Source organism: Shewanella waksmanii ATCC BAA-643 (genome assembly GCF_000518805.1).
Classification (GTDB): Bacteria; Pseudomonadota; Gammaproteobacteria; order Enterobacterales; family Shewanellaceae; genus Shewanella; species Shewanella waksmanii.
This window is the reverse complement of record NZ_JAEH01000001.1, coordinates 319,296-344,044: the sequence shown is the minus strand read 5'-3', so window position 1 is coordinate 344,044 and position 24,749 is coordinate 319,296. Positions and strand designations below refer to the sequence as shown.

21 protein-coding genes are annotated in these 24,749 nt (G+C 46.2%); 10 read left to right on the top strand and 11 right to left on the bottom strand.

Annotated features, from left to right (window positions below; all coding sequences use genetic code 11):
- The first annotated feature begins 393 nt into the window (after positions 1-393).
- Positions 394-777: a SpoIIAA family protein gene (locus tag L865_RS0101580; RefSeq protein WP_028771620.1), complete on the top strand. Its 384-nt coding sequence runs from the start codon at positions 394-396 to the stop codon at positions 775-777.
- 4 nt (positions 778-781) lie between these two features.
- Here L865_RS0101580 and L865_RS0101575 read toward each other — a convergent pair whose 3' ends face one another.
- From L865_RS0101575 to L865_RS0101565, 3 genes are all read right to left on the bottom strand, one after another.
- Positions 782-2,224, bottom strand: a complete 1,443-nt coding sequence (locus tag L865_RS0101575; RefSeq protein WP_051484379.1) for an insulinase family protein — start codon at positions 2,222-2,224, stop codon at positions 782-784.
- A complete protein-coding gene (locus tag L865_RS0101570) occupies positions 2,221-3,654 on the bottom strand; it encodes a M16 family metallopeptidase (protein ID WP_425423594.1) in 1,434 nt (477 codons plus the stop codon). Before L865_RS0101570 ends, L865_RS0101575 begins: the two co-directional genes overlap by 4 nt.
- A gap of 170 nt (positions 3,655-3,824) precedes the next feature.
- Complete coding sequence (locus L865_RS0101565; protein ID WP_028771617.1) at positions 3,825-4,751, bottom strand: LpxL/LpxP family Kdo(2)-lipid IV(A) lauroyl/palmitoleoyl acyltransferase; 927 nt, start codon at positions 4,749-4,751, stop codon at positions 3,825-3,827.
- 586 nt (positions 4,752-5,337) lie between these two features.
- Here L865_RS0101565 and L865_RS0101560 point away from each other — a divergent pair.
- A complete protein-coding gene (locus L865_RS0101560) occupies positions 5,338-6,165 on the top strand; it encodes a hypothetical protein (protein WP_028771616.1) in 828 nt (275 codons plus the stop codon).
- 132 nt (positions 6,166-6,297) lie between these two features.
- Here L865_RS0101560 and L865_RS0101555 read toward each other — a convergent pair whose 3' ends face one another.
- Positions 6,298-6,582 (bottom strand): hypothetical protein, encoded by a 285-nt coding sequence (locus L865_RS0101555; RefSeq protein WP_028771615.1) that lies wholly within the window; start codon positions 6,580-6,582, stop codon positions 6,298-6,300.
- Between the two features lie 307 nt (positions 6,583-6,889).
- Here L865_RS0101555 and L865_RS0101550 point away from each other — a divergent pair, with 307 nt between their 5' ends.
- Together L865_RS0101550 and L865_RS0101545 are read left to right on the top strand one after the other, a co-directional pair.
- Positions 6,890-7,492: a hypothetical protein gene (locus tag L865_RS0101550; RefSeq protein ID WP_028771614.1), complete on the top strand. Its 603-nt coding sequence runs from the start codon at positions 6,890-6,892 to the stop codon at positions 7,490-7,492.
- Between the two features lie 12 nt (positions 7,493-7,504).
- Positions 7,505-8,587, top strand: a complete 1,083-nt coding sequence (locus L865_RS0101545; RefSeq protein WP_028771613.1) for a rhomboid family intramembrane serine protease — start codon at positions 7,505-7,507, stop codon at positions 8,585-8,587.
- 74 nt (positions 8,588-8,661) lie between these two features.
- On the opposite strand, the gene L865_RS0101540 is transcribed toward L865_RS0101545, so the two are convergent.
- From L865_RS0101540 to L865_RS0101525, 4 genes are all read right to left on the bottom strand, one after another.
- Positions 8,662-10,029: a MipA/OmpV family protein gene (locus L865_RS0101540; RefSeq protein WP_028771612.1), complete on the bottom strand. Its 1,368-nt coding sequence runs from the start codon at positions 10,027-10,029 to the stop codon at positions 8,662-8,664.
- Between the two features lie 135 nt (positions 10,030-10,164).
- On the bottom strand, positions 10,165-11,547 hold the full coding sequence (locus tag L865_RS0101535) for an NAD(P)(+) transhydrogenase (Re/Si-specific) subunit beta (RefSeq protein WP_028771611.1): 1,383 nt from the start codon (positions 11,545-11,547) through the stop codon (positions 10,165-10,167).
- 6 nt (positions 11,548-11,553) lie between these two features.
- A complete protein-coding gene (locus tag L865_RS0101530) occupies positions 11,554-11,829 on the bottom strand; it encodes an NAD(P) transhydrogenase subunit alpha part 2 (protein ID WP_028771610.1) in 276 nt (91 codons plus the stop codon).
- Entirely contained in the window at positions 11,829-13,004 is a 1,176-nt protein-coding gene (locus tag L865_RS0101525) for a Re/Si-specific NAD(P)(+) transhydrogenase subunit alpha (RefSeq protein ID WP_028771609.1), read from the bottom strand. Before L865_RS0101525 ends, L865_RS0101530 begins: the two co-directional genes overlap by 1 nt.
- Before the next feature lie 337 nt (positions 13,005-13,341).
- Between L865_RS0101525 and L865_RS0101520 the strand changes: the two genes are divergently transcribed.
- The 5 genes from L865_RS0101520 (at position 13,342) to L865_RS0101500 (ending at position 20,577) form a co-directional block, all read left to right on the top strand.
- Positions 13,342-15,126 (top strand): assimilatory sulfite reductase (NADPH) flavoprotein subunit, encoded by a 1,785-nt coding sequence (locus L865_RS0101520; RefSeq protein ID WP_028771608.1) that lies wholly within the window; start codon positions 13,342-13,344, stop codon positions 15,124-15,126.
- A 94-nt stretch (positions 15,127-15,220) separates the two neighbouring features.
- The gene (gene cysI / locus L865_RS0101515; RefSeq protein ID WP_028771607.1) at positions 15,221-16,918 is read left to right on the top strand and encodes an assimilatory sulfite reductase (NADPH) hemoprotein subunit; all 1,698 of its coding nucleotides are present in this window, start codon (positions 15,221-15,223) and stop codon (positions 16,916-16,918) included.
- Positions 16,911-17,663, top strand: coding sequence for a phosphoadenylyl-sulfate reductase (locus L865_RS0101510; protein WP_028771606.1), 753 nt, complete (start codon positions 16,911-16,913; stop codon positions 17,661-17,663). Before cysI ends, L865_RS0101510 begins: the two co-directional genes overlap by 8 nt.
- Before the next feature lie 707 nt (positions 17,664-18,370).
- Positions 18,371-20,089: a mitochondrial porin family protein gene (locus L865_RS0101505; RefSeq protein WP_028771605.1), complete on the top strand. Its 1,719-nt coding sequence runs from the start codon at positions 18,371-18,373 to the stop codon at positions 20,087-20,089.
- Positions 20,090-20,160: 71 nt separating this feature from the next.
- On the top strand, positions 20,161-20,577 hold the full coding sequence (locus L865_RS0101500; protein WP_028771604.1) for a DUF3010 family protein: 417 nt from the start codon (positions 20,161-20,163) through the stop codon (positions 20,575-20,577).
- 145 nt (positions 20,578-20,722) lie between these two features.
- Here L865_RS0101500 and L865_RS0101495 read toward each other — a convergent pair whose 3' ends face one another.
- Both L865_RS0101495 and L865_RS0101490 read right to left on the bottom strand, forming a co-directional pair.
- Positions 20,723-21,253 carry a peroxiredoxin family protein gene (locus tag L865_RS0101495; RefSeq protein ID WP_028771603.1) on the bottom strand — a complete coding sequence of 177 codons (531 nt, stop codon included), beginning with the start codon at positions 21,251-21,253 and terminating at the stop codon, positions 20,723-20,725.
- Between the two features lie 12 nt (positions 21,254-21,265).
- Positions 21,266-22,705: a S41 family peptidase gene (locus L865_RS0101490; protein ID WP_028771602.1), complete on the bottom strand. Its 1,440-nt coding sequence runs from the start codon at positions 22,703-22,705 to the stop codon at positions 21,266-21,268.
- A 342-nt stretch (positions 22,706-23,047) separates the two neighbouring features.
- Here L865_RS0101490 and cobA point away from each other — a divergent pair, with 342 nt between their 5' ends.
- Complete coding sequence (gene cobA / locus L865_RS0101485; protein ID WP_028771601.1) at positions 23,048-23,869, top strand: uroporphyrinogen-III C-methyltransferase; 822 nt, start codon at positions 23,048-23,050, stop codon at positions 23,867-23,869.
- On the opposite strand, the gene L865_RS0101480 is transcribed toward cobA, so the two are convergent.
- Positions 23,859-24,689, bottom strand: a complete 831-nt coding sequence (locus L865_RS0101480) for a TIGR03899 family protein (RefSeq protein ID WP_028771600.1) — start codon at positions 24,687-24,689, stop codon at positions 23,859-23,861. The genes cobA and L865_RS0101480 overlap by 11 nt on opposite strands.
- Positions 24,690-24,749 lie beyond the last annotated feature (60 nt).

The following is a 24,749-nucleotide window of genomic DNA, read 5'->3' as shown; positions in this document are numbered from 1 at the left end:
ATAAACATTTAGCCACTCAGCGAGAATTTAGCGGTTCTGAGGTAAGGTCCTTAAATGCTCCTCGGTAACTGCTCCTGCGTTACCCTACCTCCTATATCCCTATAGTCGTGCATTAATGACATTCACCACATCCATGTGGTTTGCAACGAGTGAAGAGCATAGTTATTCTACGGTTAAGCTCGTTAACACATCATCAGAATCGCTAAAACTCGCCATTCTGGCGCGTTTTAGGCTGCCTACTTCTGCGTTGAATAATTTCACAATGGAACAACCATTGTTTCAATCATTCGCCTTGAATTAGTTTGCCCAAAGCGCGCTGAGTAGATCAAATTCTTATACTGATTGGTATAAGTCAAAGCATCAATAATGGCGATAGCAAGTGAGGGAGGGGCAATGTCTATATCCTATCCAAGCATTACTATTAGTGTGGCCCGTCAGCAGGCTGGCGTATTGCGACTGCATTGCAAAGTAGCGGGGGAGGTCACAGATAACGACTGCGCGAATGTTGCCCCCATGTGCAACATATTAATGGCACAAAATGACTGCTTTGATGTGCTGTTGGATATGAGTCAGTTTCAACACTGTGATTTAAAACTGTTATATAAAAAGCTGAAGTTAGCGGTGCAATATCGACACCTTTTCAGGCATGTTGCTATATGGGGTACAGACACATGGCAGGTGAGCATTGCAGCATTAACGGCCAGATTACAACTAACCGACATGCATTTCTTTGAATATCGTGCTGAGGCTTTGTCATGGTTAGATGAGCAAGCCTAATACGCTAGTCAGTTGGTGCTATCAGCATGACTTGCCGTTGTGGAAATTGAGTTTGTAGATGGGGTTGAATAACCTCTGCATCACCACGTATCAAGATGATGGGTGACGCTTGCATCAGTGCGTTGGCACTGTCGTTAAGTTGGGCCGAATCTAACTGCTCAATTTGTTGTATATGCTGCTGTATTTGTGTTTGGGTTGCCCCCAGTGTTAGCTCATTAATGTAATAAGCTTGTGCACTACGCGGGGTTTGGCCTTTGAGTTGATATTGGCTCAATAGATAGGTTCTCAATGCGCTGACCTCTGGCGCTTTTACTGCTTGTGACTGCGCTAAAGTGAGATGATCAATTATGCCTTTGATGAAAGTACTTGTGTGCTGAATCTTGGTGTTGCCATAAAACTTCAGTGTTGTCGCTTGCGGGTTATGATAACAACGGCCGTATACACCGTAAGTTAACCCGCGAGTTTCGCGTAAGTCATAATAAAGACGACCGCTAAAGCTGCGTCCTAACCAGCTTGCCATTTCTTGACATTGCTGCGCTGCGACAAGGCCGGAAGGTAGCCGATACCCAACTCTAACCTGGGTTTGCACCGCACTAGGTGCATCGATCAAATAAATTTTGTCGTTGCTAGCGCTCATTTCTGTGTTGGTTAGCGCTTTTGTTGTAATAGGTGTACTGGTGCGAGGCAGTTTAGCAAGCAACGGCGTAAGCTCAGTTGTTAACGCGTTATCAATTGGCTCAGAGAGCAATAAGTGCCATTGTGCGCCTTGCAATAGATTCGATTGGATCTGAGCTAATTGTGCCATTGAGAGTTCATTTTGCCATTTGGGGTTGTTCAATGATTGTGTGTAGGGATGGTCCGCACCGAGTATAAGTTTGGCCCAAGTACGATCAATTTCTGCACCACTATAGGCGTTGATGTGTTTGCTTAACTTGAGTTGACGTTGCACCAACGCCATATCCAGCTGATCAAAACTACTGGGCTGCCATTGTTCAATAAGCAAGGCTATCGCTGTGTTTACTTCCTCAGCAGGGCAAGTCATCGCTAGGCTAATATGATGAATTCTAGCGCTGATTTGTAATGTTTCTATACAAGATAATGACGAACGCTTCGCCAGTGCAATGGCATTAAGTTGCAGCGCGGTTTGCAGCACGTCGATATCATGTAGTGGTCGATTCGGGTTGAGCAACACAAGATTAATATCTATCAGTGTTGATTGCCGCTTAGGCAGTTGGTGTAAGGAGACCTGCTCTACCTGCCCACTTGGTATGATGGCACTGAGGTTATTGCTCAGGTGGGTGGGGACACTTAAGGTGGGGGCGCCGTTAAGCGGTGCAAATTCAGCCACTGTAGGGGGCTGATGCTCGGTGAACTCAATGTTGGTTTGTTGGCAACCTAGGCTAAACGCCAGCAGTAGCGCAATGAGCATTCGATTGGTGATTGTCATAGTGCCCATTCCTCAATGCTTTCTGCTAGCGAACTTGGCAGCCACTCCATGAGCGTTTTGCCCCAGCGTATATACCAAGGTGGTAAAAGCTTCAATGTAACTGTGCCTTGTTGAAAATATTGCTGCGCCGCAGCTTGTAATTGCTCAGGCGTGACCGCATAAATACGCTCCCATGGGCCCGTTAATGGCGTCAGCTTATCTAGCGCTGCAGTGGCTGATAGCTGCTTTGCGAGTGCCGCAGGATCATCAAGTTTTTGCAGCGCATTAATCAACCAGTTTTGTTTCAATTGCCGCAATGCAGCGGCATCAACGCCATTGGCGGCCACATCTGCGATCAATCGATCAACGTTGTCAGCGAGTAAGTCTAGTGACACCGCAGCCCTTGGGACTAGGACTAAATTACTCACGCCCATATATTGCATCGACAATGGAATTGAATAACTCAATAAAAACTCATTTTGGCTTAAACCGCGCTGACGGACTAAGCTACTGCGATTTTGTAGTAAATAATTTTCAAGCAGTGTGATTGCAGCAGCATCTTGATGCTGTTGGCCAACGGTGTGCCAAGCGAGCAGGAGCGCTGGCCATGGGCCTCTTGAGTCTATGATCTCTCCTGACACTGATTTGGCTTCAAAAGTGTAGTGGGTATCGCGTTTGGGCAGCGGCTTTTCAGGTGGTTGCCAGTGAGCAAAAGCGCCATTGACCCAATCTAGTGTTTGCGCGGGTAGTGAGCCTACTAGACTCAATTGCATATTATCGGGACGGTAATAACGTTGGTGAAATTCCAGTAGTGACTGTGGCGTGGCCGCTTGTATATCTTCAGCGCTGCCAATCACGGCATGACCATAGGGGGAGCTTTTCGCCTGTGCGAGCAAAAATTCCATGGCTTGTCGCACGTAGGGCTGATTGTCGATAGTGGTCGCCATCTCTTCTAAGACGGTATGCTGCTGATTAGTTACTGTTGCATCTGATAACTGCGGAGCCATAAATCTATCGACTTCTAACCATAAGGCGAGCTTTAAGGCGTAACTGGGTACCGTGGCATAATAGTTAGTGAATTCAAAAAAAGTACTGGCATTAAAGCGGCCGCTGAACTGGCTCATTGTTTGTGCGTAGCTATCACCCGGGGCATTTTCACTGCCCTTAAACAACATATGCTCAAATAAGTGGGCATAGCCTGTTTGTCCTGGGTTTTCATCCCGTGAACCGACAGCAAACTCGCTAGCAATGGTCACGCTACTGGCAGAATTTTGCGGCAGCAATCGCAGCTGTAAGCCATTTTCAAGCTGCAGATATTCAATTTGCTGCTCGACCTCATACAGTGGCTTGGCCTTCGTCATTAGGCTCGCTTCTGCCGCTAAGGCAGCGGAGAACCATCCCGGTGTTGTTGTGCCAATCAGCAGTAAGATAAGTACAATTGATTGCCGCAGCGTTGGCCATAAGCATTTGATTGGCATAGACGTGGGGTACTCATTCCATTTGAGAAGGCTAAGGCTTTAATATAAAGGCTTATTTAGCCAAAGCAACTGTAAGTTGAGTAATTTGGTAAGGTCTATATAAAGCGGTGAACCACAGGGTTCACCGTATTGATATTGCGCGGTTACTGATAAAGAGACGGTGAGTCTTTATCTGGGCGAGTTTTGAAGCGGCGGTGGAGCCACATATACTGCTCACGTTTTTGATCTATGATTGATTCAATGATTTTATTGCCGCGTATAGCATCTTGTACTTCATCTTCACCGGGGAAGTTATCTAATGGCGGTTGGATTTCAATGGTGTAACCACTGTCATCATCGTTTCTTACTACAACAAAAGGCAGTACTTTAGCGCGACCGAGCTTAGCTAATGTGGTCGCACCGGTAATTGTAGCGGCATCTGGTACCGCATAAAATGGAATAAAGGTTGCGCTAGAGCGGCCAAAGTCTTGATCTGCCGTGTACCAGATCACATCTGGATTGCGCAGGCAGCGGACCATTTGTCTCACGTCTCGCTTGGGGACCAATGCTTTATTAGAGCGTAATCGGCCCTTTACTTGCAGGTACTCCATAACCGGGTTGTTATGGGGTCGGTAGACGCCGACGCCAGGTTGAAACTGGCCAAATATACGCGCACCCATCTCCAATGGTAGACAGTGAACCGCAAATAAGATCACGCCTTGCCCAGATTCAAGGGTTTGTTCGACATGTTGGCGGCCATTAATGGTCATGTGTTGTTGAATTCTCGCATCTGACCACCACCAAGCATTGATCGTATCGAAAATAGCCTTGCCAGTTTCTTGGAAGTTGCGTTTCAGTAGATGCTGCTGCTCTGCTTGTGGCATATCGGGAAAACACAGTTGCAAGTTGCGCTTAGCTGTATTGACGCGGCTACCGAGCAGCTTTTGCGCTAAACCACCAATGCCGCTGCCAATTTTCATTTGCCATTTTAGCGGCAGAATTTGGGTTAAGCGCATTAAAGCTACACCGAACCATAACAACCAATATTTGGGGTGGTACAAGTGTGAGGTAAATTGGGCTTTGTCGATCACGTCTAACTCATTATTTCTCTGACTATTGCGTTATTCTAACGCAAAATTTACCGAGTATTGGCGTGTTTCTGAAATTTTGTAGCAAAATAGCCAACATACAAAAGCGATGCTGGCTGTGTTATACCAATCAGTATAAGAATTTGATCTACTCAGCGCGCTTTGGGCAAACTAATTCAAGGCCTGCTAATTCAAAGTAAATATTGGAACAATGGTTGTTCCCTTGTGAAATTATTCAACGCCGAAGTAGGCAGCCTAAAACGCGCCACAATGGCGAGTTTTCGCGATTCTGATGCAGTGTTAACGAGCTTAACCGTAGAATGACTATGCTCTTCACTCGTTGCAAGCCACATGGATGTGGTGAATGTCATTAATGCACGACTATAGGGATATAGGAGGTAGGGTAACGCAGGAGCAGTTACCGAGGAGCATTTAAGGGCCTTGCCTCAGAAGCGCTAAACTCTCGCTGAGTGACTAAATGTTTATACTGATTGGTATTAACCAATATTAGTGTAAATTGGTGCCACATATACGTGGGTTAGCAGTGGATAGAATGACCCATGATTGAGCATGAAAGGATGGAGAGCGATTGAATACGTGGTTATTGTTGGCCAGTAGTTGGCTGTGGACGCCTTTGAGTCAAGGCCAGGCATTGGTGTGCTCAGTTGCAGAAATTGAAACGTGCTTAGCGCAATTACCCAATGAGTTAACCCATCAGGTTGCGCTGACTTCGGTGTCAGCGACAGAGGCGCTTGGCGGGCGAGGTGCGTTAGTTTACCCCTTGTCCCATGATGCGATTAGTGGCTTGGTGTTGCTATCTGAGAGCGCCATACCTACCCAAGTTTCCGCGTATTGGAATAATCAATCGTATGCTTTGCCATTGCAGCAGCAGCCTAAGTTGACGCTTTGGCATGAATTAGGCCATATAGAGGCGAGCTTGTTATTAGCACAAGGTGAGCAATGGAGCGCATATCAGCATGAATGGCTTGCTGATCTTTACTTGGTCTGGAGACTAGCCCATGAGCAGCAAGATCAAGCGCTCGCTTGGCAACAGTATCATCGTAGAAATTTAGCATTCATGACCGATACCACGGCGATTAGCCATTGGTCTTCACCTATTATTTTGCAGCTTTTCCAGCAGTACTCGTGGCAAGAGGTAGGGCAATTCGCGCAGTTCTCACAACTGTTTGAGGCTTTTTATCCCCAGTGCCGCCAATACAGTGAAGATGAATTAGCCGAGTTTGCCAGTTTAGTCGGCCGAACGTTTGGGCGCGGTAAAACTTTTCATCTGCCCAATTACATGAGTTGGCGCCGAGCGGCATTGGGAGAGTACTTGCAGCCCACATTGGCATCGATGATGGGACAAAGCCTCGCAAGTGACTGGCTTGTCGAACATCAAATGCTGGCAAGTGATTAGTGGGCCATTGGCATATGCAGTGGTTGACTCGGTATTGGGTTGCTTTTAGCTCATTCCGGCGTTAAAAACAAACAGGGAACCTTAGGCTCCCTGTTTATATAACAACTTTGATTGATTATGTTGTGCGCCGTTTTAGTTAGGTCGGCCGTCTCGTCGCTGGCGGAGAATTAATGTTGGGTTAAAATCGATATCGCCTTCATCGTCAATGGTCACCAATTGATCATCTTGTTTAGCGACAGCTGTACTGTGAGTTTTTTCCTGACGGACAAACAATAATTGGTAACCTAACTTAGCTAAAGTATAAAAAGCAAAGCGTTGTGCAGTGGTGAGTCTATGCCAGTGCTCATCTATATTGGGTTGAGTTATTCTTCTATCACCCAAATCTGTAAAAGTATGATTCAGTGCCGATGCTTGCATCTACACAGCTCCCTTAATGATTAGCTCATCATAATATTCGACCAGTTGCTATCTAATCAGATGTTGAATTTTTATGCAAGTCGGCTGTTGTTATTTTGTTAACAAAGTCATGAAATTACTGTTCTGTAGTTCATACATTTAAATTACTGGGCCAGGGTTTTGAAAACATTGATTATTAGGCCTATTTTCACTGGCATTCTTGCCGTGCTCTAGCGTATCCTTTGGCGGGTAAATGAACGGTGCATCACAGTCGCAGAAGATGCATATTATGGAGCGTAGTGCCGTTGTTAAGGAGTCGTGCACGAATATGGATATTAAACCGCAACCCGCTAACCAAGCTCAAAGCGTGAGTCAGCAAGTGAATAAACGTTTTCCGCAGCTTGATAATCAAGAGCTAGTTAAAACCAGCTTTTGGATTAGCCAAATTTTCATGATTGTTGCCACCGTTGCCGGCGTGTATTTGGCGGCGCAAGAAGGCCTGTCGCAGGCAATTACTTTCGATTCACTGACCAATCAGCAGAACAACTACTATTTACGTCATGCACTGTATGATGAAGTCTCTGATAACGTGGCTGAGATAGAAAACTATGTCGACGTTATTGCGACCAAGGCAGCCCATGAACGCAAAAACTTTCGACCGATAATGGCAACTTTTGTGTGGGACAACATGCGCTATTCGCCGCACACACTGGAAACACCCACCGCTATCTTGTCTCAGACGAGGCGCTTTTATATGAAATCAGGCGATATTGTCGACAAAATTGAGCGGGGATTTTACGGCGCTGCTTATGGTGGAAAATTGCTTAAAGCACTCACAGCTGAAATGCGCCAAGCGACTCTGCCAGCATTAAAAACAAACTATACCGCACTTGCGCTTTCACTGCGTGAAAATGATATTGAAGTTGATTAGAAAAGGATTTTTATGACCATGCAATGCCCCAGTTGTCAGAGTAAACACTTTGACGTATTTGATTTTCATGGCGAAGAGGTCGACCGTTGTCAGGATTGTTGTGGATTGTGGTTTGAGCGGGGTGAGCTCAATAGTGCGCTGTCTACCGCCGACAATGGCGATGACCGTGTACGACTTGAGCGGTCGTTAGGGCAGCATTTGGGCCAGACTTCACGTCAATGCTGCCATTGCCAGCAGCCGATGCAACATTTTCACTTAATGGAAGGCTTTGAAGTTGAAATTGATATCTGTAGTGAGTGCCATGGTGTGTGGCTCGATGCGGATGAAACTCAAAAAGTGGTGCATTCGCCGAAAATCAAGCAGGTGTTAGGCGAGCTTGATAGGCAAATAAGTATTAAAACCTGGTTGTTTCAGTTTTTATCGCAAATGCCAGTTGAGTTTAATATCAAGCCCAAACACCGCCCTTGGGTTACCTATTTGCTGATGCTGGTTAATATCGGAATTTTCATGGCTTATGGGTTCAATTTATCGGCTGCCGAAGTGGTGTTTGATGAATTTGCCATGCGTGCCGACCATATCGTGGCGGGTCAACAACCGTGGACTTTGTTAACCCATATGTTCCTGCATGGCGATTTGATGCACCTTGCGGGCAATATGTATTTTCTTTATGTGGTAGGTGACAATTTAGAGGATGCGTTAGGTAAACTGCGCTTTGTTGGTTTGTATCTGTTGTGTGGTTTTGCTGCAGCGGCTGCGCAAATTGGTGCAGATCCTCAATCTAATATCGCCATGGTAGGCGCCAGCGGTGCCATAGCTGGGTTATTCGGAATGTACCTACTATGGTTTCGTCATGCCAGCCTGACATTTATGTTTATCGTGTTCCAGAAGAAGCTGAGTCCGATGGCTTTCTTTGCCATTTGGTTGGTGTTCAACATTGTTGGCTTGATGATGGCGGGTCAAGGTGTGGCCTACTGGGCCCATATTGGCGGCTTTGTCGCGGGGCTGTTGGTTGGCTTGAGCTTAAAGCAATCGGTGATGGCACGTAACCCATTGCTGTCGATGTTGAATCAGCCAGAGCTGAAGATTCAGCGATAGTGCTTGGTATTATCTCACCGCATCAAGTCGCGTGCGGTGAGATATTTGAGACTAGCTTACAGTGAGGCCTGTGTTTAAAAGTGCCATTGCAGCGATACGGTCTGGTAATTGCTGCCCCCTTTAATACGCCCAAATGCCGAGCTGGTTTCGAAAATACCAGAACGGTGGTGAATGCTATAGCCTAACCACAGGTTCTTCATTCTTTGGCTATTAATAATATCCCCAATATTAACCTCAAATGAAAAATCTAAATAGTTAAGTAGTTTCGATGGTTTGTAGCCTTTTTCAGCTATTTCAGAGCCTTCAATATAGGTGAGGTTGCTGACGTAAGATAAACCTTCAGCTACGCCAAGGCGCCATCTAGGGCCGAATTTGAAAGTATAAAATGCCTTAATTGCGACGACAGCCTCAACGATATCGTCTTGAACTTCTGAATCGTAGTGCCAAACGGCGCCGGGGGTAAAATACAACTCTATTGGTAAAGTGAATAAAGTTTCAGTTAGGCGCGTACCATAAAACAGCGACGTCATCTGGTTGTTATAAGGATCTTTTTCGGCATTGCCAGACAGAATATCATTCAGATTAGAGGGGGTTGCCCACCCATGAGCGACTCGCAAAAACTGGTCGTTATCTTCATTAGCACTTGGATTTTTGTAGTCGAAACGTTGTTTTCCAGGCTCTGGGAAGAAGCCGAAGCCTAAGAAGCTTTCGTATTGATATTGGCTGTCTATGCTGGGCAGATCTACTACGCTATCTTCAAGGCGGCCAACCCCAAACTTACCGATTAAGTATAAGTTTCTAGACACATGGTAGCGCGCGGTTACGCCGGCATTAAATTGCAAACCACCTTCAGTATCGTATTGATCTAGCCCGTAATAGTAACGGTTAAATTTATCAGACTTCCATTGAAATTCTGCGTAGGGAATCAAATCCCAGTCGCCGCTATGCCAATGGTATTTGGTACGCGTATACATATAGCCGCGCTTATTCGAATCCGACAGTAACGCAACATCGGCTTCCCAAGGGCCATGGTTAAATTTGTATTGTAGGCCGAAGTCAAAAGCTTGTGCTTGGGATTCGTTTTGCAACTCTTTGGGGATATCGACAAAGCGGAAACGGGTATAGGCATTGACTTGATGAGCATCATTTTTCCACAGGTGTAGGCCAGCTTCCATGCCATCAATAAAGCCATAACTGCCTTGATACTTCAATAAAGGTAGTACATCGTAGACTTGGTCGTCTTCTACAGCGTAAGGGATATCACCACGGCGTACTCCAATGGCTAAACCCCATGAATCATAGCGCAACGCATCTTGCTCACTCGACTCCAGTGCTGTTGTATCATCACTCTTAGTAGCAGGCTCTTCAGCTAGTAATACTGAGCAAGGGAATACAGTTAAGGTAAGCAGCGTGGCAATTCGGTACAGCAAACTTCGCGTCATAATGATATTGGGTCCAATACAAAAGGAAATGGCGTGCAGCTATGATAACAAGATGTTATCAGGATCGTGAATTAATGGCGAGCCGCCTTGGTTTTAAGGTGAAAAAAAGGCTGCTTACGCAGCCTTTTTATTGTCTTACTCGGCCTCTTTCAGGCTCTGGGTGAGATCGACAATGGCCTTCTTACCATCACCAAAGAGCATCAAAGCATTGTCTTTAGCAAATAGTGGGTTAGGCAATCCGGCAAAACCAGGGCTTAATGAACGTTTTACAACCACGACAGTGCGCGCTTTATCAACGTTCAAAATAGGCATACCATAAATTGGACTGCCTTTGTCTTCCCGAGCCATTGGGTTGGTTACGTCGTTTGCACCAATAACAATTGCCACATCGGTTTGCTCAAACTGTGGATTAATTTCGTCCATTTCAATCAGTTTGTCGTAAGGCACTTCAGCTTCAGCCAACAGTACGTTCATGTGGCCTGGCATTCTTCCCGCAACAGGGTGAATCGCGTAAAGAACCTCGGTGCCGCGTGCTTCCATTACTGATGACAGTTCACGTACCGCATGCTGGGCTTGAGCCATGGCTAGTCCGTAACCAGGAACAATGACAACACGCTCAGCAGTCTCAAGTAGCATTGCCACTTCTTCTGGTGAAGAAGAGGTCACTTTACCGGCATAAACTTCGTCAGCATCAACCGTTTCGCCACCTTCAGCCATCACACCGAACAACACGTTGAACAGTGAACGGTTCATGGCTTTACACATGATTTGCGTCAAAATGATACCAGAGGCACCAACCAGAGAACCTGAAACAATCAATACCGTATTACCGGTAATGAAACCGGTTGTTGCCGCGGCAATACCTGAGTATGAGTTGAGCAAAGCAATCACAACGGGCATATCCGCGCCACCAATTGGGATGACCAATAACAGGCCAAGAACGATGGCGACAGCAACTAGCGCGTAGATAAGCGCGGTGTTACTTGGATCCATTACCACAGCGACAGACAGGCCCAGTGCACTAAGCAGTAATATCGCGTTGAGGACTTTATTGCCTGGGACTTTAATTGGGTTGCCAGAGATTAGCTCTTGCAGCTTAGCAAAAGCGACAAAAGATCCCGATAAAGTTACCGCACCAATTAGAACCGTTAAACTGATAGAGACTAAGGCTACCGTGTGGGTTGCTGATTCTGGGTCTAGGAAGTTAGCAAGTGCAATAAATAATGATGCACCACCACCAAAACCGTTAAGCATTGCAACCATTTGTGGCATTGCTGTCACTTGAATTTTGGTCGCCATCACTGCGCCAATGGTACCGCCCAGTAGGACACCTGCAATGATCCATTCATAACTTAATATGCTTTGGTCTAGCAAGGTGACGACTACGGCGATAAACATGCCCAGTGCCGATAGCTGGTTACCGCGAACCGCAGTTCTTGGCTTAGTTAGGCCTTTAATGCCTAAGATGAACAGACTCGCAGCCACAAGGTAGGCGAGATAAATAATCGTCGTACTCATGCTGCTTTATTTCCTTTTAAACATGGCTAACATGCGGTTGGTCACCATGTAACCACCCACTACATTGATTGTGGCTAACACCACTGCGATAAAACCGAGGATATTGACCCACAAGCCGGCACCTGAACCTGCAGAAAGCAGTGCGCCTACGAGTGAAATTCCTGAAATGGCGTTGGAGCCTGACATCAAAGGAGTATGTAATGTGGGTGGCACTTTAGTAATGAGCTCGACACCCAAGAATACAGCGACCATAAATAGGGTCAGCAGAAGTAATAGTTCCATTATGAAGCCTCTTGGTTGTCAGCATTGAGCGCAGGTAGCTCGAGTAATTCTCGTAAGCGCGCGTTAGTCACTTGCTTTTGATATGTCGCAACGGTGTCTTGGACGATCTCATCTTCAAAATCGAGCACCAAATCACCGTCATCGTTAACCATCAGCTTAAGTAGGTTTTCAATATTTGTACCGTACATCTGGCTGGCATGGGTGGCCGCGCTACCCGGTACATTTGAAGGGCCTAAAATGGTCACTCCTTTATGTACCACAACTTGATCAAGTTGAGTCAATTCGCAGTTACCGCCAGTTTCAGCGGCTAAATCAACAATGATTGTGCCTTGCTTCATCCCGTCGACCATCTCTTTGGTGATCAGAATCGGTGCTTTGCGACCTGGGATTGCGGCAGTGGTGATAACGATATCTTGCTGAGCCAATACATTGGCCATGGCTTGCTGTTGACGTTTAAGGAAATCGTCACTTTGCTCAGCGGCATAACCGCCTTTGGTCTCGGTGTTTTCTGCTTCTAAATCGAGTTCGACCGGCTTAGCTCCCACAGAGATGATTTGCTCTCTAGCAGCCGGGCGGATGTCATAGGCTTCAACCACAGCGCCCAAACGTTTAGCGGTTGCACAAGCCTGAAGACCCGCAACGCCCACACCCATAATAAACGCTCGTGCAGGTTTTAGGGTACCCGCCGCAGTCATCATCATAGGGAATAAGCGAGGCGCTTGGTGAGCGGCCAGTAACACGGCTTTGTAACCCGCAATTGTCGCCATGGATGAAAGAATATCCATGCTCTGTGCGCGAGTAATACGCGGTACCAATTCTAGGGCGATAGCCGTTGCCCCGGTTTCGGCGAATTCGGCAATATTGCTCGCTTGGGCAAGTGGGTCCATCATGCCAATAACAAACTGTTGAGGTTTGACGACCGTTTTTAGCTCGTCGAATTGAGTCCCTTTGCAGTTTACTACTGTGATGATATCCGCATCGCGAAGCACTTGCTCACGGGGGATGATAGTGGCACCAGCTTGTTGGTATTCATCATCGGTAAAACCAGCCGCAAGACCAGCTCCCGATTCCACCAGAATCTGGAGATTTTTTTTGATAAGTCGAGTCACATTTGCAGGGATGAGCGCTACGCGCTTTTCTCCAGCTTGGCTCTCTTTAAGTAGACCTAGTTTCACAGAGGAAACCTCTTAGTTAGGGACAGACGTCGTTATTAATATCTTGTAGGGTTATTATTGTGGCGGCTCTAACTTGAGACACAAGCGCGAATTTTTCATTATTCGCTTTTTTGCACTGGTCAGAGCAAAAAGTTTGCACTAGGCCACATTTTTTTCACTGCGGTTTTGTGCTAGACACCACTATTTCTTATAAAAATTGGCTTTCGCCCTCACTTTTGTAGCTCAATAATTCACCTTTGCATATTCCAAAAACGAATTAAAAATTAGATTTTATTCTTTTTTGCTTTCGTCAGTTACCGCTAAGCTAGCTCCATTAAACTGATACAGGGCCGTCCTCATGTTGTTAAAAGAGCTATCATCACTGGCTTCACCACTGTCACAAGGACAAGTGGACAAGCTTAAGCAACTCACCGCCGAACTTAGTGCCGTTCAATTGGCATGGGTGAGTGGCTATCTATCTGCTAGTGCAGAACTTGGAGGCAGCGCTGCTGCAACCGAGAGTGCACCAGAGCAAACACTGACTATTTTGTATGGTAGCCAAACGGGTAACGGTCGCGGTGTCGCGCAGCAGTTAGCGGAAAAAGCACAGGCTCAAGGTTATGCGGTTAACTTAGTTTCTATGGCTGACTACAAAGTGCGCCAATTAAAGCAGGAAACTCTGTTATTGGCGGTCGTGAGTACCCACGGAGAAGGCGAAGCCCCAGACGATGCGATTGAGCTGCATAAATTCCTCGCATCAAAGCGGGCGCCAAAACTGGATAACCTACATTATTCGGTGTTGGCTCTTGGCGATACCAGCTACGAGTTTTTCTGCCAAACAGGTAAAGACTTCGACCAACGATTATCGGCGCTCGGTGCGAAAGCGTTGGCACCTATTGTGGAATGCGATGTTGACTATGAATCGGATGCAGAAGCGTGGCAGCAAACTGTCCTTGAGGCTGTTAAGCCCCTTATCAGTGCAAGCAGCGCTAATACCAATGTGGTGTCTATTGGCGCAGCAGCATCAAGCAATGCTTTTAGCAAGCAAAAGCCCTATACCGCAGAACTACTTGTTAGTCAGAAATTGACGGGTCGTGATTCAGATCGCGATGTTCGTCATGTTGAAATCGATTTAGGCGAGTCTGAACTGAGTTATCAACCCGGTGATGCACTTGGGGTGTGGTTTAACAATGCCGAAGTGCTGGTTGATGAAATCCTTGCGAAGTTAAGTTTAGGCCCTGAAGAAACCGTTACTATTAAAGATGAAACCTTAACCTTGCGTGATGCGCTCATCAACAAGCGTGAAATCACGCAGATCCATCCCGCCTTAGTTCAAGGTTGGGCGCAACTAAGCGGCGATGAAAGCCTCACCGCTCTTGCTGAAGATCGTGAACAATTGCGTCAATTTGTGCTTAATCATCAGTTAGCTGATTTAGTGGCAAGCTACCCAGTATCGATTACTGCTTTCCAGTTGATAGAGCTGTTACGTCCAATTACGCCGCGCCTGTATTCCATTGCCTCAGCGCAGAGCGATGTTGAATCAGAAGTCCACCTGACTGTGGCTTTGGTTGAAAATGATCGTGATGGTGTTGCGCGTTACGGCGGCGCATCCCGTTTCTTGGCTGAAAGTGAAGAAGGTGCAGAGGTTAACGTGTATGTGGAGCCTAATAACCACTTCCGTTTGCCAGAAAACCCAGAAACGCCAGTGATAATGATTGGCCCGGGTACCGGTGTGGCACCATTTAGATCTTTCTTGCAGGAGCGCAGCGCACAAGGCATTACCAGCGATAGTTGGTTGTTCTTTGGAAACCCGCATTTCGAACAAGATTTCCTCTACCAAACTGAATGGCAACAGTACCTTAAAGAAGGCACCTTAAGTCGTCTTGATTCCGCTTTCTCTCGAGACCAAGCCCATAAGGTCTATGTACAGCACCGTATTGCTGAGCGTGGAGAGGCCTTGTGGCAATGGATAGAGGCGGGAGCGCATATTTATATCTGTGGTGATGCTGAGCGCATGGCAAAAGATGTGCACCAAGCACTACTAGATGTGATTGCCCAATATGGTGGCAAAAGTGCTGAAGAGGCTGAGGCATTTTTAGAAGCCCTACGTAGCGACAAGCGCTACCAGAAAGACGTCTATTAACGCATTTGACGTTGCAGTTTAAATACAACAAAACCAATAAAACAATAGCCTTGTATGGATGTCAGTCGGTACAAGCGAGAGTGAGGCATAAGCCATGAGCGAGCAAAAGTTATCTGTAAATGAGTATTTGAAAACCGACAGTAATTATTTACGTGGCGGTATTGAAGAAGGGCTAGATACTTCTCTGACAGGCTCTTTTAGCGAAGGCGATCAACAGTTGATCAAGTTCCACGGGTTCTATCAACAAGATGATCGTGATTTACGCAATGAAAGAAAAGAGCAAAAACTGGAGCCTTTGTATAGCTTCATGCTGCGTGCCCGTGTTGCTGGTGGTGTTTGCTCGCCGCAGCAATGGCTTGGTGTCGACAAAATTGCCACTAACTTAACCAGCTCTAACAGTATTCGTTTGACGACGCGACAAACGTTTCAGTATCACGGCATTCCAAAACGTAATCTTAAAACGCTTATCCAAGATTTGGATAAAGAAGCATTAGATTCAATTGCTGCGTGTGGTGACGTAAACCGTAATGTGATGTGTAATCCAAACCCTGTTGAATCAAAGTTACATCAACAGGCTTATTATTGGGCCAAAAAGCTATCTGACAACTATTTACCGCGTACTAAAGCCTACGCTGAGATTTGGTTGGGTGACGACAAGGTTGCGGTTAGTGAAGGTACAGAGGTAGAGCCTGTTTACGGTAAAACTTACCTGCCACGTAAGTTTAAAATGGCTGTAGCTGTACCACCTGATAACGATGTGGATGTTTACACCAATGACTTAGGTTTTGTGGCTGTAGCAGAAGCTGGCGAGCTAGTTGGCTTTAACTTGGTTGCAGGCGGTGGCATGGGTTCTACCCATGGCGAAGTTGAAACCTTCCCTCGTCTTGCAGATGACTTTGGTTTTATTAAGGCCGAAGACACGCTTAAGTTTGCTGAAGCTGTGCTCAAAGTACAACGTGACTGGGGTAACCGCGTAGATCGTAAACAATCACGTTTGAAGTACACCATTGTTAAACATGGCTTTGAGGCATTTAAAGCGGAAGTTGAGCAGCGAGCTGGCGTTAAATTTGAGCCTAAACGTGATGTGATTATTGGTGATCGTGGCGATCGCTACGGTTGGATCCAAGGCGTTGATAATAAATGGCACCTCACTTTATTTATTGAGGGGGGCCGTATTAAAGATCTGCCAGGACAGCCATTACAAACGGGTTTACGAGAGATTGCCTTGGTGCATAAAGGTGATTTTAGAATGACCTCGAATCAAAATATCATCATTGCCAGTGTTGATGAGCAAGATAAGCAGCAGATTGAAGATATTGCACGCAGCCATGGTTTGATGGGTAAGCTCATTTCTGAAACACGTGGCCACTCTATTGCTTGTGTGGCTTTACCGACTTGTGCGCTTGCCATGGCGGAAGCTGAACGTTATTTCCCAGACTTTATTTCTAAAGTTGAAGCGCTGCAGGAAAAGCATGGCTTTATTGACCAGGGGATTGTGGTCAGGATGACAGGTTGTCCAAACGGTTGTGCTCGACCATTTGCAGCGGAAATTGGCTTGGTGGGTAAAGCGCCTGGCCGTTATAACCTTTATTTAGGCGCCAGTTTCGAAGGCACAAGATTGAACAAGTTATATCGAGAAAATATTCAAGAAGCAGAGATTTTGTCTGAACTTGGTAGCTTGTTTGCTCGTTACGTGGCTGAACGTGAAACTGACGAGACATTTGGTAACTTTACGGTGCGCATTGGCGTCGTGAAGGCGGTTAACGATGCCGCTAAGGATTTTCATGGATGATTCAGTGATCACTGCTGACGAACTTAAGGCGCTGTTATCTGCGCCTAAAGTTGAGCAGGATATTGAGCTTAAAAGGGTTAATGAGTTCCTGTCAGCATTAACGCCACAACAGCGAGTTGCATGGGGGCTGAAATATTTGCCTGGCAACCATGCACTTTCGTCAAGTTTTGGTATTCAAGGGGCAGTCATGCTGCACTTGATGACGACAGCACAGGCTGATATCCCGGTGATTCTGACCGATACAGGGTATTTATTCCCTGAAACTTATCAGTTTATTGATGAGCTGACCGAGCGCTTATCGCTTAACTTGAAAGTATATCGTTCTAACATGAGCAGTGCTTGGCAAGAGTCGCGCTTTGGTCGATTGTGGGAACAGGGGCTCGACGGTTTAGAGCAATACAATCGCATGAACAAAGTGCTGCCCATGCAGCAAGCGCTAGAAGAGTTACAGGTCACGACTTGGTTTGCCGGTTTGCGCCATAGTCAATCGAGCACACGAGAAGGTTTACCTATTCTTGCCATAACGGGTGGGCGCTATAAACTGCTGCCTATTATCGAATGGAACAATAAGCAGGTGCATGAGTACCTGACCAATAATGACTTACCTTATCACCCATTGTGGGAGAAAGGTTATGTCTCAGTTGGGGATACTCATTCAAGCAAGCCACTTGAAGTGGGTATGAGTGAAGAGGAAACCCGCTTCAATGGTATGAAGCGCGAGTGTGGTTTACATTTTGATATTTAATGCGCAAGGCACTATGCAAAATAGGCAGACAAAACGACCTCGAAAGCACTGATTCACTCAGTGCTTTTTTATTGGCATAACTAGTACTGATGTACCAGTTATGCGCCCATAAGCTAACTGGATAATTCCTTTTAATTCAGTGGTTTGCTGTTTTGCTGTTGTTGTGGTGAAATGCGCTGGAAAATAGTTTTACAATTTTTTGCACAGGGTTATGCACAAGGGCTGTTTTTGATCTATAGTCTTAGGTTCCCGTAGATGGTTTTAAGCTACCATTCTGTATTGAGCTTAAATTTGAGCTTAGCTAATTTGTCACCTTCCGCTGGTGCATACCAGATGACGGTTAGTCGACAGAGGCGTTGGTAGTGTTAAACCTAAAGCAAGGTGGATGCCTTGCGATTTGATTGGCTTGCTAGCGCTTGTACAATCAAAAGCCTCTGTCTCCTGGGTAGTGCGGTGTCGCTACCCAGGAGCCCGACGATTACTCGCTTCCTTTCTGACTGTTAATTCACCTCTTTGCTCTCGAATTTGTTTTTTACGTGCGCTTATTTTGTCGGTGTCGTAGTATAGTGCCCACAGTTATACTGATTGGTATTATTTAATGGTAACTGCTTGATGTTGTAACGTTCCTTAACATATAGGTGCGTAGTAGCCATATTGGCTTAAGAGTCAAGCAGCGGCTTTGATTGAAACAATATAGGGAAGAGTGCATGAACAAGGTGTTAATTGGGGCGGCGGCAGTGGCTTTAGCCGCTGGGGCTTATGTCATATCACAGCAAGACGGAGCAACAACGCAATCTGATAGCGTATTAGGGTACATCCCCGCTGACACCCCGATGTTGGCAGTGCAAACCGCAGCTTTCCCCATTAAAGACTATATCGACACTATGGCTTCGAGCCAGCTGCACTCAGTTAAAGCGTTTGCGCAAGAGTTGGCAGACGATCCCGCGCCAATGTCACAGTTTTTAGCGAGTTTAACGCAAAGCTATGCTGCGGCTAGTGCGAGCGGTCAGGCATTTATTGATACCTTTGGGTTACGAGAGAGCGGCCGTAGCTATTTTTATACACTGGGCGCTCTGCCAGTGATTAAGGTTGAACTTGACGATCCGCAGGCTATTTGGGCTGTGCTGGACAATGCCGAGCAGCAAAGTGGTGTTACCCACATGAAGCAGCAACGCCAACAGATTGAGTACCGAGCCTATCGCTTAACAGAGGCCACTGACAGTGAACAGCTGGATGTGGTTGTGGCCATTGACGGTAAGATGTTGACCATCACCTTAGAAGCCAGCTTTGCCGAACCTGCTTTGTTAGATGTGGCGCTGGGTTTGGTAAAACCGCAACAGTCAGTGGTTGATTCTGGGATTATTGATGCGATTTATGACCGCCATGGTTTTATGAAAACCGGGGTAAGCTATATTGATCACCAACAGCTCGTCACTGCATTAACCACCACAGATGGCAATCAACTAGCCAGTCAAATGACTAAACTGTTTGAGCTTGTCGGCGATGATCCTCTGTATGAGCTTCGCTCGAATGAGTGCCACCAAGATTTAAGTGCCATAGCTAAAAATTGGCCACGCACGGTGATGGGCTACAACGAGCTCGAGATAGATGCTAAACAAGCCAAACTTAACTTCAGCACCATCATTGAGAGTAATAACCAGACCATGCTGGGAGCGTTGAGTCAGTTAAAGGGTTATTTACCTAGCTTTACTCAAGATGTTAAGGCCAGTACTTTCTCTATGGGCGTGGGGATTAATGTCAATGAGTTCGTTCCGGCTGTGACGACGATTTGGAACGAGTTCCTAAACCCAGAATATCAGTGTGAACCACTACAACAAATGCAGTGGCAGATGAATCAACAAAGTCCGGCAATGTTGGGCATGTTTACCGGTATGGCTAATGGCGTTAAAGGCATGAGTTTTGGCCTGATTGACTATCAGCTTAATGATGATATTAATCAGCCTGCCATGGATCAGGTAGATGCCATTATGACGCTGTCAGCTGAAGATCCGGTGATGTTGCTTAACATGGTGAAACCTTTTGTGCCTGAACTGGCCAACCTGCAGGTGCCTACCGACGGTACGCCAGTGTCACTCAATCAAGCGCTACAAGTCCCCGCTGCTTATGGCTTAGATGCTAAGTTGGCGATTAAGGGTCAACATATGGTGATTTATACCGGCGAGGCGAGCGCTAAGGTGGCAGAGCAAGTTGGCAAAGGGGCGGTCGACAATAATGGTTTGTTGAGTATCACCGCCGACTACCAACGCTTACTTGCGCCATTGATGACTGTGCTGGAAATGAGTGGCGAGCCAATTCCACCTGAACTGCAAGACTTCCAGTACTACAACATGTCAGCCAAGTTCGACTTAGACATCAATAAACATGGTATTGTTATGGGTTCGGTGATGCAGTCAAATAGTCAGTAAACAAAGACTGGTTTTCAAAGCCCTAATTCATATTAAGAATATGAGGTAGGGCTTTTTTATTTGGAGAGATAATGATTACAACTGGGGTACTACTTAAGGCCAACGAAGCGAGATTGGTTAGTTTGTCTGGCACACGAGGGCAGTGTCATCTAGTCGCAAGTCAGGTTAATAAGATTGTCATTGCTAAAAATCCTACTCAGCAAGATATTGCTGAGTTCATTAATGCGCTGCAGGCATATCTTAGCAGCGTTGGAAGTAATGCTTTAATTGTGAATCGCCGCGCTACCACTGGCCAAGGTGCGGGTGGGGCGGGTACTTTTATTCTTGAAGGAGTGATATTAGCTTGTCTGGCGCAGCCGGTTGAGTTTATTCATCCTGCGACAATACGGGCTACCGATAAACGCTGGGCAGAGCAGAAAACCTGTCGGCCAAAAACTCAAGATATGGCCAAAGCTTTTGATTTAGCGTTTGAAGGATTGGATGCATAGTAGCTAAACCTGAGCAAAAGCTCATTGTGAACGCATTAGCAGCTAGGGACTGATACTTCATCGGTAAAACAAAGCCAGAATGGTCGCGAAGACAACCATTCTGGCTATGGGGGGGGGACAACCGCTTGGCTGGTTTACTTATCGGTTAGCTTGCCTTGTCGATGTTAAGCTCAGCGAGCGTGGCGGCAATATCTTGCGCTGCAGTTTCTGGATTGATGTCATCATCAATTTTTAAAATGGTGCCATCTTTACCTATGTAGAAAGTAACTCGGCTAGCAACTCTGACTAAGTTGAGCACATCGAAAGCTTTAGCGGTCGTTTTGCTCGGATCGCTGAGCATAGGGAAGTCGGCTTTTTCTTGCTCAGCAAAGGCTTGGTTATCTTCTAAGTCATCAACACTAGCCATCATATATACCGCATTGTACTGCCGAATTAGGTGGCCATCTTTAACCAGTGAGCGGCACTCCAACGTACAACCACGGGTATTGGCCATTGGATACCAAGCCAACACTAAGGTCTGTTTCCCTAAATAGTCCTGCAACTGGTAAAAATGACCGTCTGTGGCTTGTAAGCGAAAGTCAGGGGCTTTGTCGCCCACCTTTAAATCCGTTGCGTGAGCGCTCAAAGGTAGCCATAGGTAGCAAAGGCCAACTAGCATCATGGTTAATTTTTTCATCTGTTGATCCTGTTATTGTGTCACTGCGGTGCTTGAATGGCTGTTGATCACATCCAATAGGCCAGGCCAATGGATATTTTCATCTACAGTCAATTCAATATCGGGTTGAGTTGCGCGCCCTGTGAGTAGCTGGCCGTGCATGTCATAGACCAAACTATTGGTCAGCGTAACGTCTATATTACTCTTAGGTAAAGTAAATCGGTGCTTTAAATCAAAATCGCCTCGGGTTGCTGTACCAATTAAGGTTACGTTAGGCCAACTTTGGGCAAAATGAACCAGCCATTGGCACTCACCACGGCATTGTGGGCCAATTATTAATGCCAGTTTGCCGACTTTATTATGGGTCGGCAATGGGCTGACCTTAATCTGACTAAAAGGGGCTTTACGGGCAAACCACTGACCAAAACTACTGTCACTGTTGCTGTGGGCAGCCTGGCTTGCGGTAGTTAAATGAAGTTGCTCAAAGGAAGAAAATTGATCAAACAGCGCAAATTGGCGGCTTTGCAGGTAATCGGCCCGCAGTCGATTGTTTAGGCGATAACGGGCTATTGCCACCGGAGGCTGAATGCCGGAGTAGCTTTGCATACCGTAATAACCTGCAAGGGTGCGGGTTAATAGGCTGTTTGTGCCGTGCCCCCGGCGTAGATCGAGAATGGTAAGCGGCGTAAGCAGACTTTGCGTAACCACGGCTTTGAAAGCGGTATCGTTATCAAATTGATTGAAATTACCAATTTCAAACACATTGCTTGGCTGCGGTTTTATCACCCAATTGGCACTAAAAGGCAGGTGCGGCGGCCTATCACTGTCGATAAGTGCAATCGTTTGCTGGTGGCTTTGTTGCCCGTCTGATAGTGTCAATGTGACAGTCTCACTAGGACGAGCTCCAATCTCTTGGCGTAACTGCGGCAAATAGCTTAGTTGGGTCAGGAGTGCGTTGTAATCTTGACTCAGTCCCGATGGCAAATAACGGGCAGCGGCGCTTAACCAATAACTCAGCGGCAGACCATCAAGGTGAGTAAGGTATGGGTACTGGCTGATTTGCAGGCTGCCTTTATCGTTCAGCGCGATAAACTGGTTATCAATATACCGAATATGGATTGGCAGCTGCTTGCTGAAACGATCAGTTTTAACATGGGCGTTTATGTCATCGAGTTGTGCCAATATTTTTTGCACTTCAGGGACAAACTCCGTGACACTGACACGGGAGGGCAAAATCTGCTGAAACTGCTGACTGGCTTTAATGACTTGATTTAACTGAGAGGGATCAATAGCTGCTATGGCCGAGTGTTGGCTAATCTGCTGCTGCAAGACTTGTAGATCTTTGTTGGCCTGATAGGGGCTTAAATGGGTATTTTGCCAATCACTGTTAAGTGCAATTAACCCCAGTGCACAGCCACTGGTCAGCATTGCTAGCCCAAAAAAGTTGATGATTGTCTTAGCGCCAAATTGCATCAAAGTCCTTATGTCGGTGACGACTCATCTAAAGCCAGCTAATTATCCATTGTGTTTTATCAGTGAGTTAACTAGATATCGTGCTAGTTACTCGCTTATCTGAGTATCCTTCAAATTACAGCAATTTGCCAATACGATGACAGATAAAAATCAGTCACTTATATAGCTGCTTACGAACAGACATTTCAGCCAACATATTCAAACCATAGGCCCGCTACGACTTTGGTAGCGAGAGTATTGCCTCACTAATAACAAAAAGGAATAAATTTTAACTTTTATCTATTTTTTTAATTATAAGAATATCGCTATATTAGCCTGAAGTTATTTCGTCTGGAATTGATTATGGAACTCATTGCGTTACCTGGGCAGCAAGCTGCCGGAAAAGTCTGGCTAGTTGGCGCAGGTCCTGGCGATGTGGAGCTGCTAACCATTAAAGCGTATCGTGTGCTTTTGCAGGCTGATGTTGTACTTTATGACGCGCTTGTGAGCGACGATATTATGGCGTTGGTTCCCAGTGATGCGGAGCGAATTGCCGTGGGAAAACGTGCGGGTAAACACAGCGCAGCGCAAGAAGAGATCAATCAATTGTTGGTCACCAAAGCATATACTCGCAAGAATGTGGTGCGCTTAAAAGGTGGCGATCCGTTTATTTTTGGCCGTGGTGGCGAAGAGCTTGATTCCTTAGTTGATGCCGGAGTGGAATTTGAAGTCGTCCCTGGGATCACTGCGGCTAGCGGCACCTCTGCCTATGCGGGTATTCCATTAACCCATAGAGATTATTCTCAAGGTGTGACCTTTTTAACTGGTCATTGCAAGCTTGAAAGCCGTCCGATGGATTGGCCCAGCTATGCTAAAGCTAATCATACATTAGTGATCTACATGGGCATTCTCAATGCCAGTTTGATAAAGCAAGGTTTGATTGGTGCGGGGCGTTCAGCAGATACGCCGGTGGCCATAGTCTCTAAAGCGACGACACAAGCACAGCAAAGATTTATTGGAACATTAGGTCAGCTTGATAAGCTTGCCGCCGATCCGCAGCTGCAAATGCCAGCGTTAATGATAATTGGCGAAGTGGTAGCCTTGGCTGACACACTAAACTGGTTTCAGCCCAAAGGCGCAACTAACGCGATTGATGAGCAAATTGCCATTCGGCTCAATCAATAATAAAGTCTTTAGCAAACAAGGCCTTTATTGCTTTTGTATATTCGATATCTGCCCCAGGGCGCACCAATTGGGCTAGTTCTTCTCCCACTGGGGTAAGACGATAATAGCTAAATAGCAGGTGGCCGCCCTTAGGTGTCAATGTCATCTTTATATCTTGCAAAGTAAAACTGATTGGGGTTTTGCTGTTGAGTAAGCCAGTCTCAAATTCACTTCGGTGCAGTATGCCCGAATCAATTAGCGTTAAAATTGTTGAGTAAGGTAAGCCAAATTGAGACAGGCCGATACTGATAGCATCGGTTTTGCGAAACAGCTTACCTATACCACCAGCATAGCGATAACCAATAATCAGTTTATGCCGGGACTCGTTATTAATTTTTACTGCCATCGCCAAGGCTTTTTCAAAAAACTGCGCCTCTTTATGGGTGAGCTGCTTTAGCGTGGCTAATGTTCTTAAGCTAAAGTTGCCGGGCGAGGTAATTTCATAGGCGAGAATGCGCCCCCACAGCTCCTGCATTTTACGATTGTGGATTTGCTCTGCCAGTTGAAAGAATTGGTGAACCCAATCTGGATCTAAATCGGTTCCAGTGACCTCAGATGGCGTATTTGCTAACGCAATGGTGTAGACCGCTTCTAAATTGGCCTGGTATTGGCTATCAAGTTTACGCTGACGGTGCTCAGCTCGCTCGGCAATAGAGGCTTGAGATGCACGATAGCCTTCTTCGCTCGTTAAACCTAACCGTCTTCCCAACAGTAGTGCTTTTTTACGTGCCGATACATCGGAGGTTTGCTCGCTTTTGGGCTCTGAGGGAGTGTCAGCCATGATGTCTATTGGTTCCGTCTTTTGCTTTGCTAATAAGATAAAATAATAGTGTTAACCACA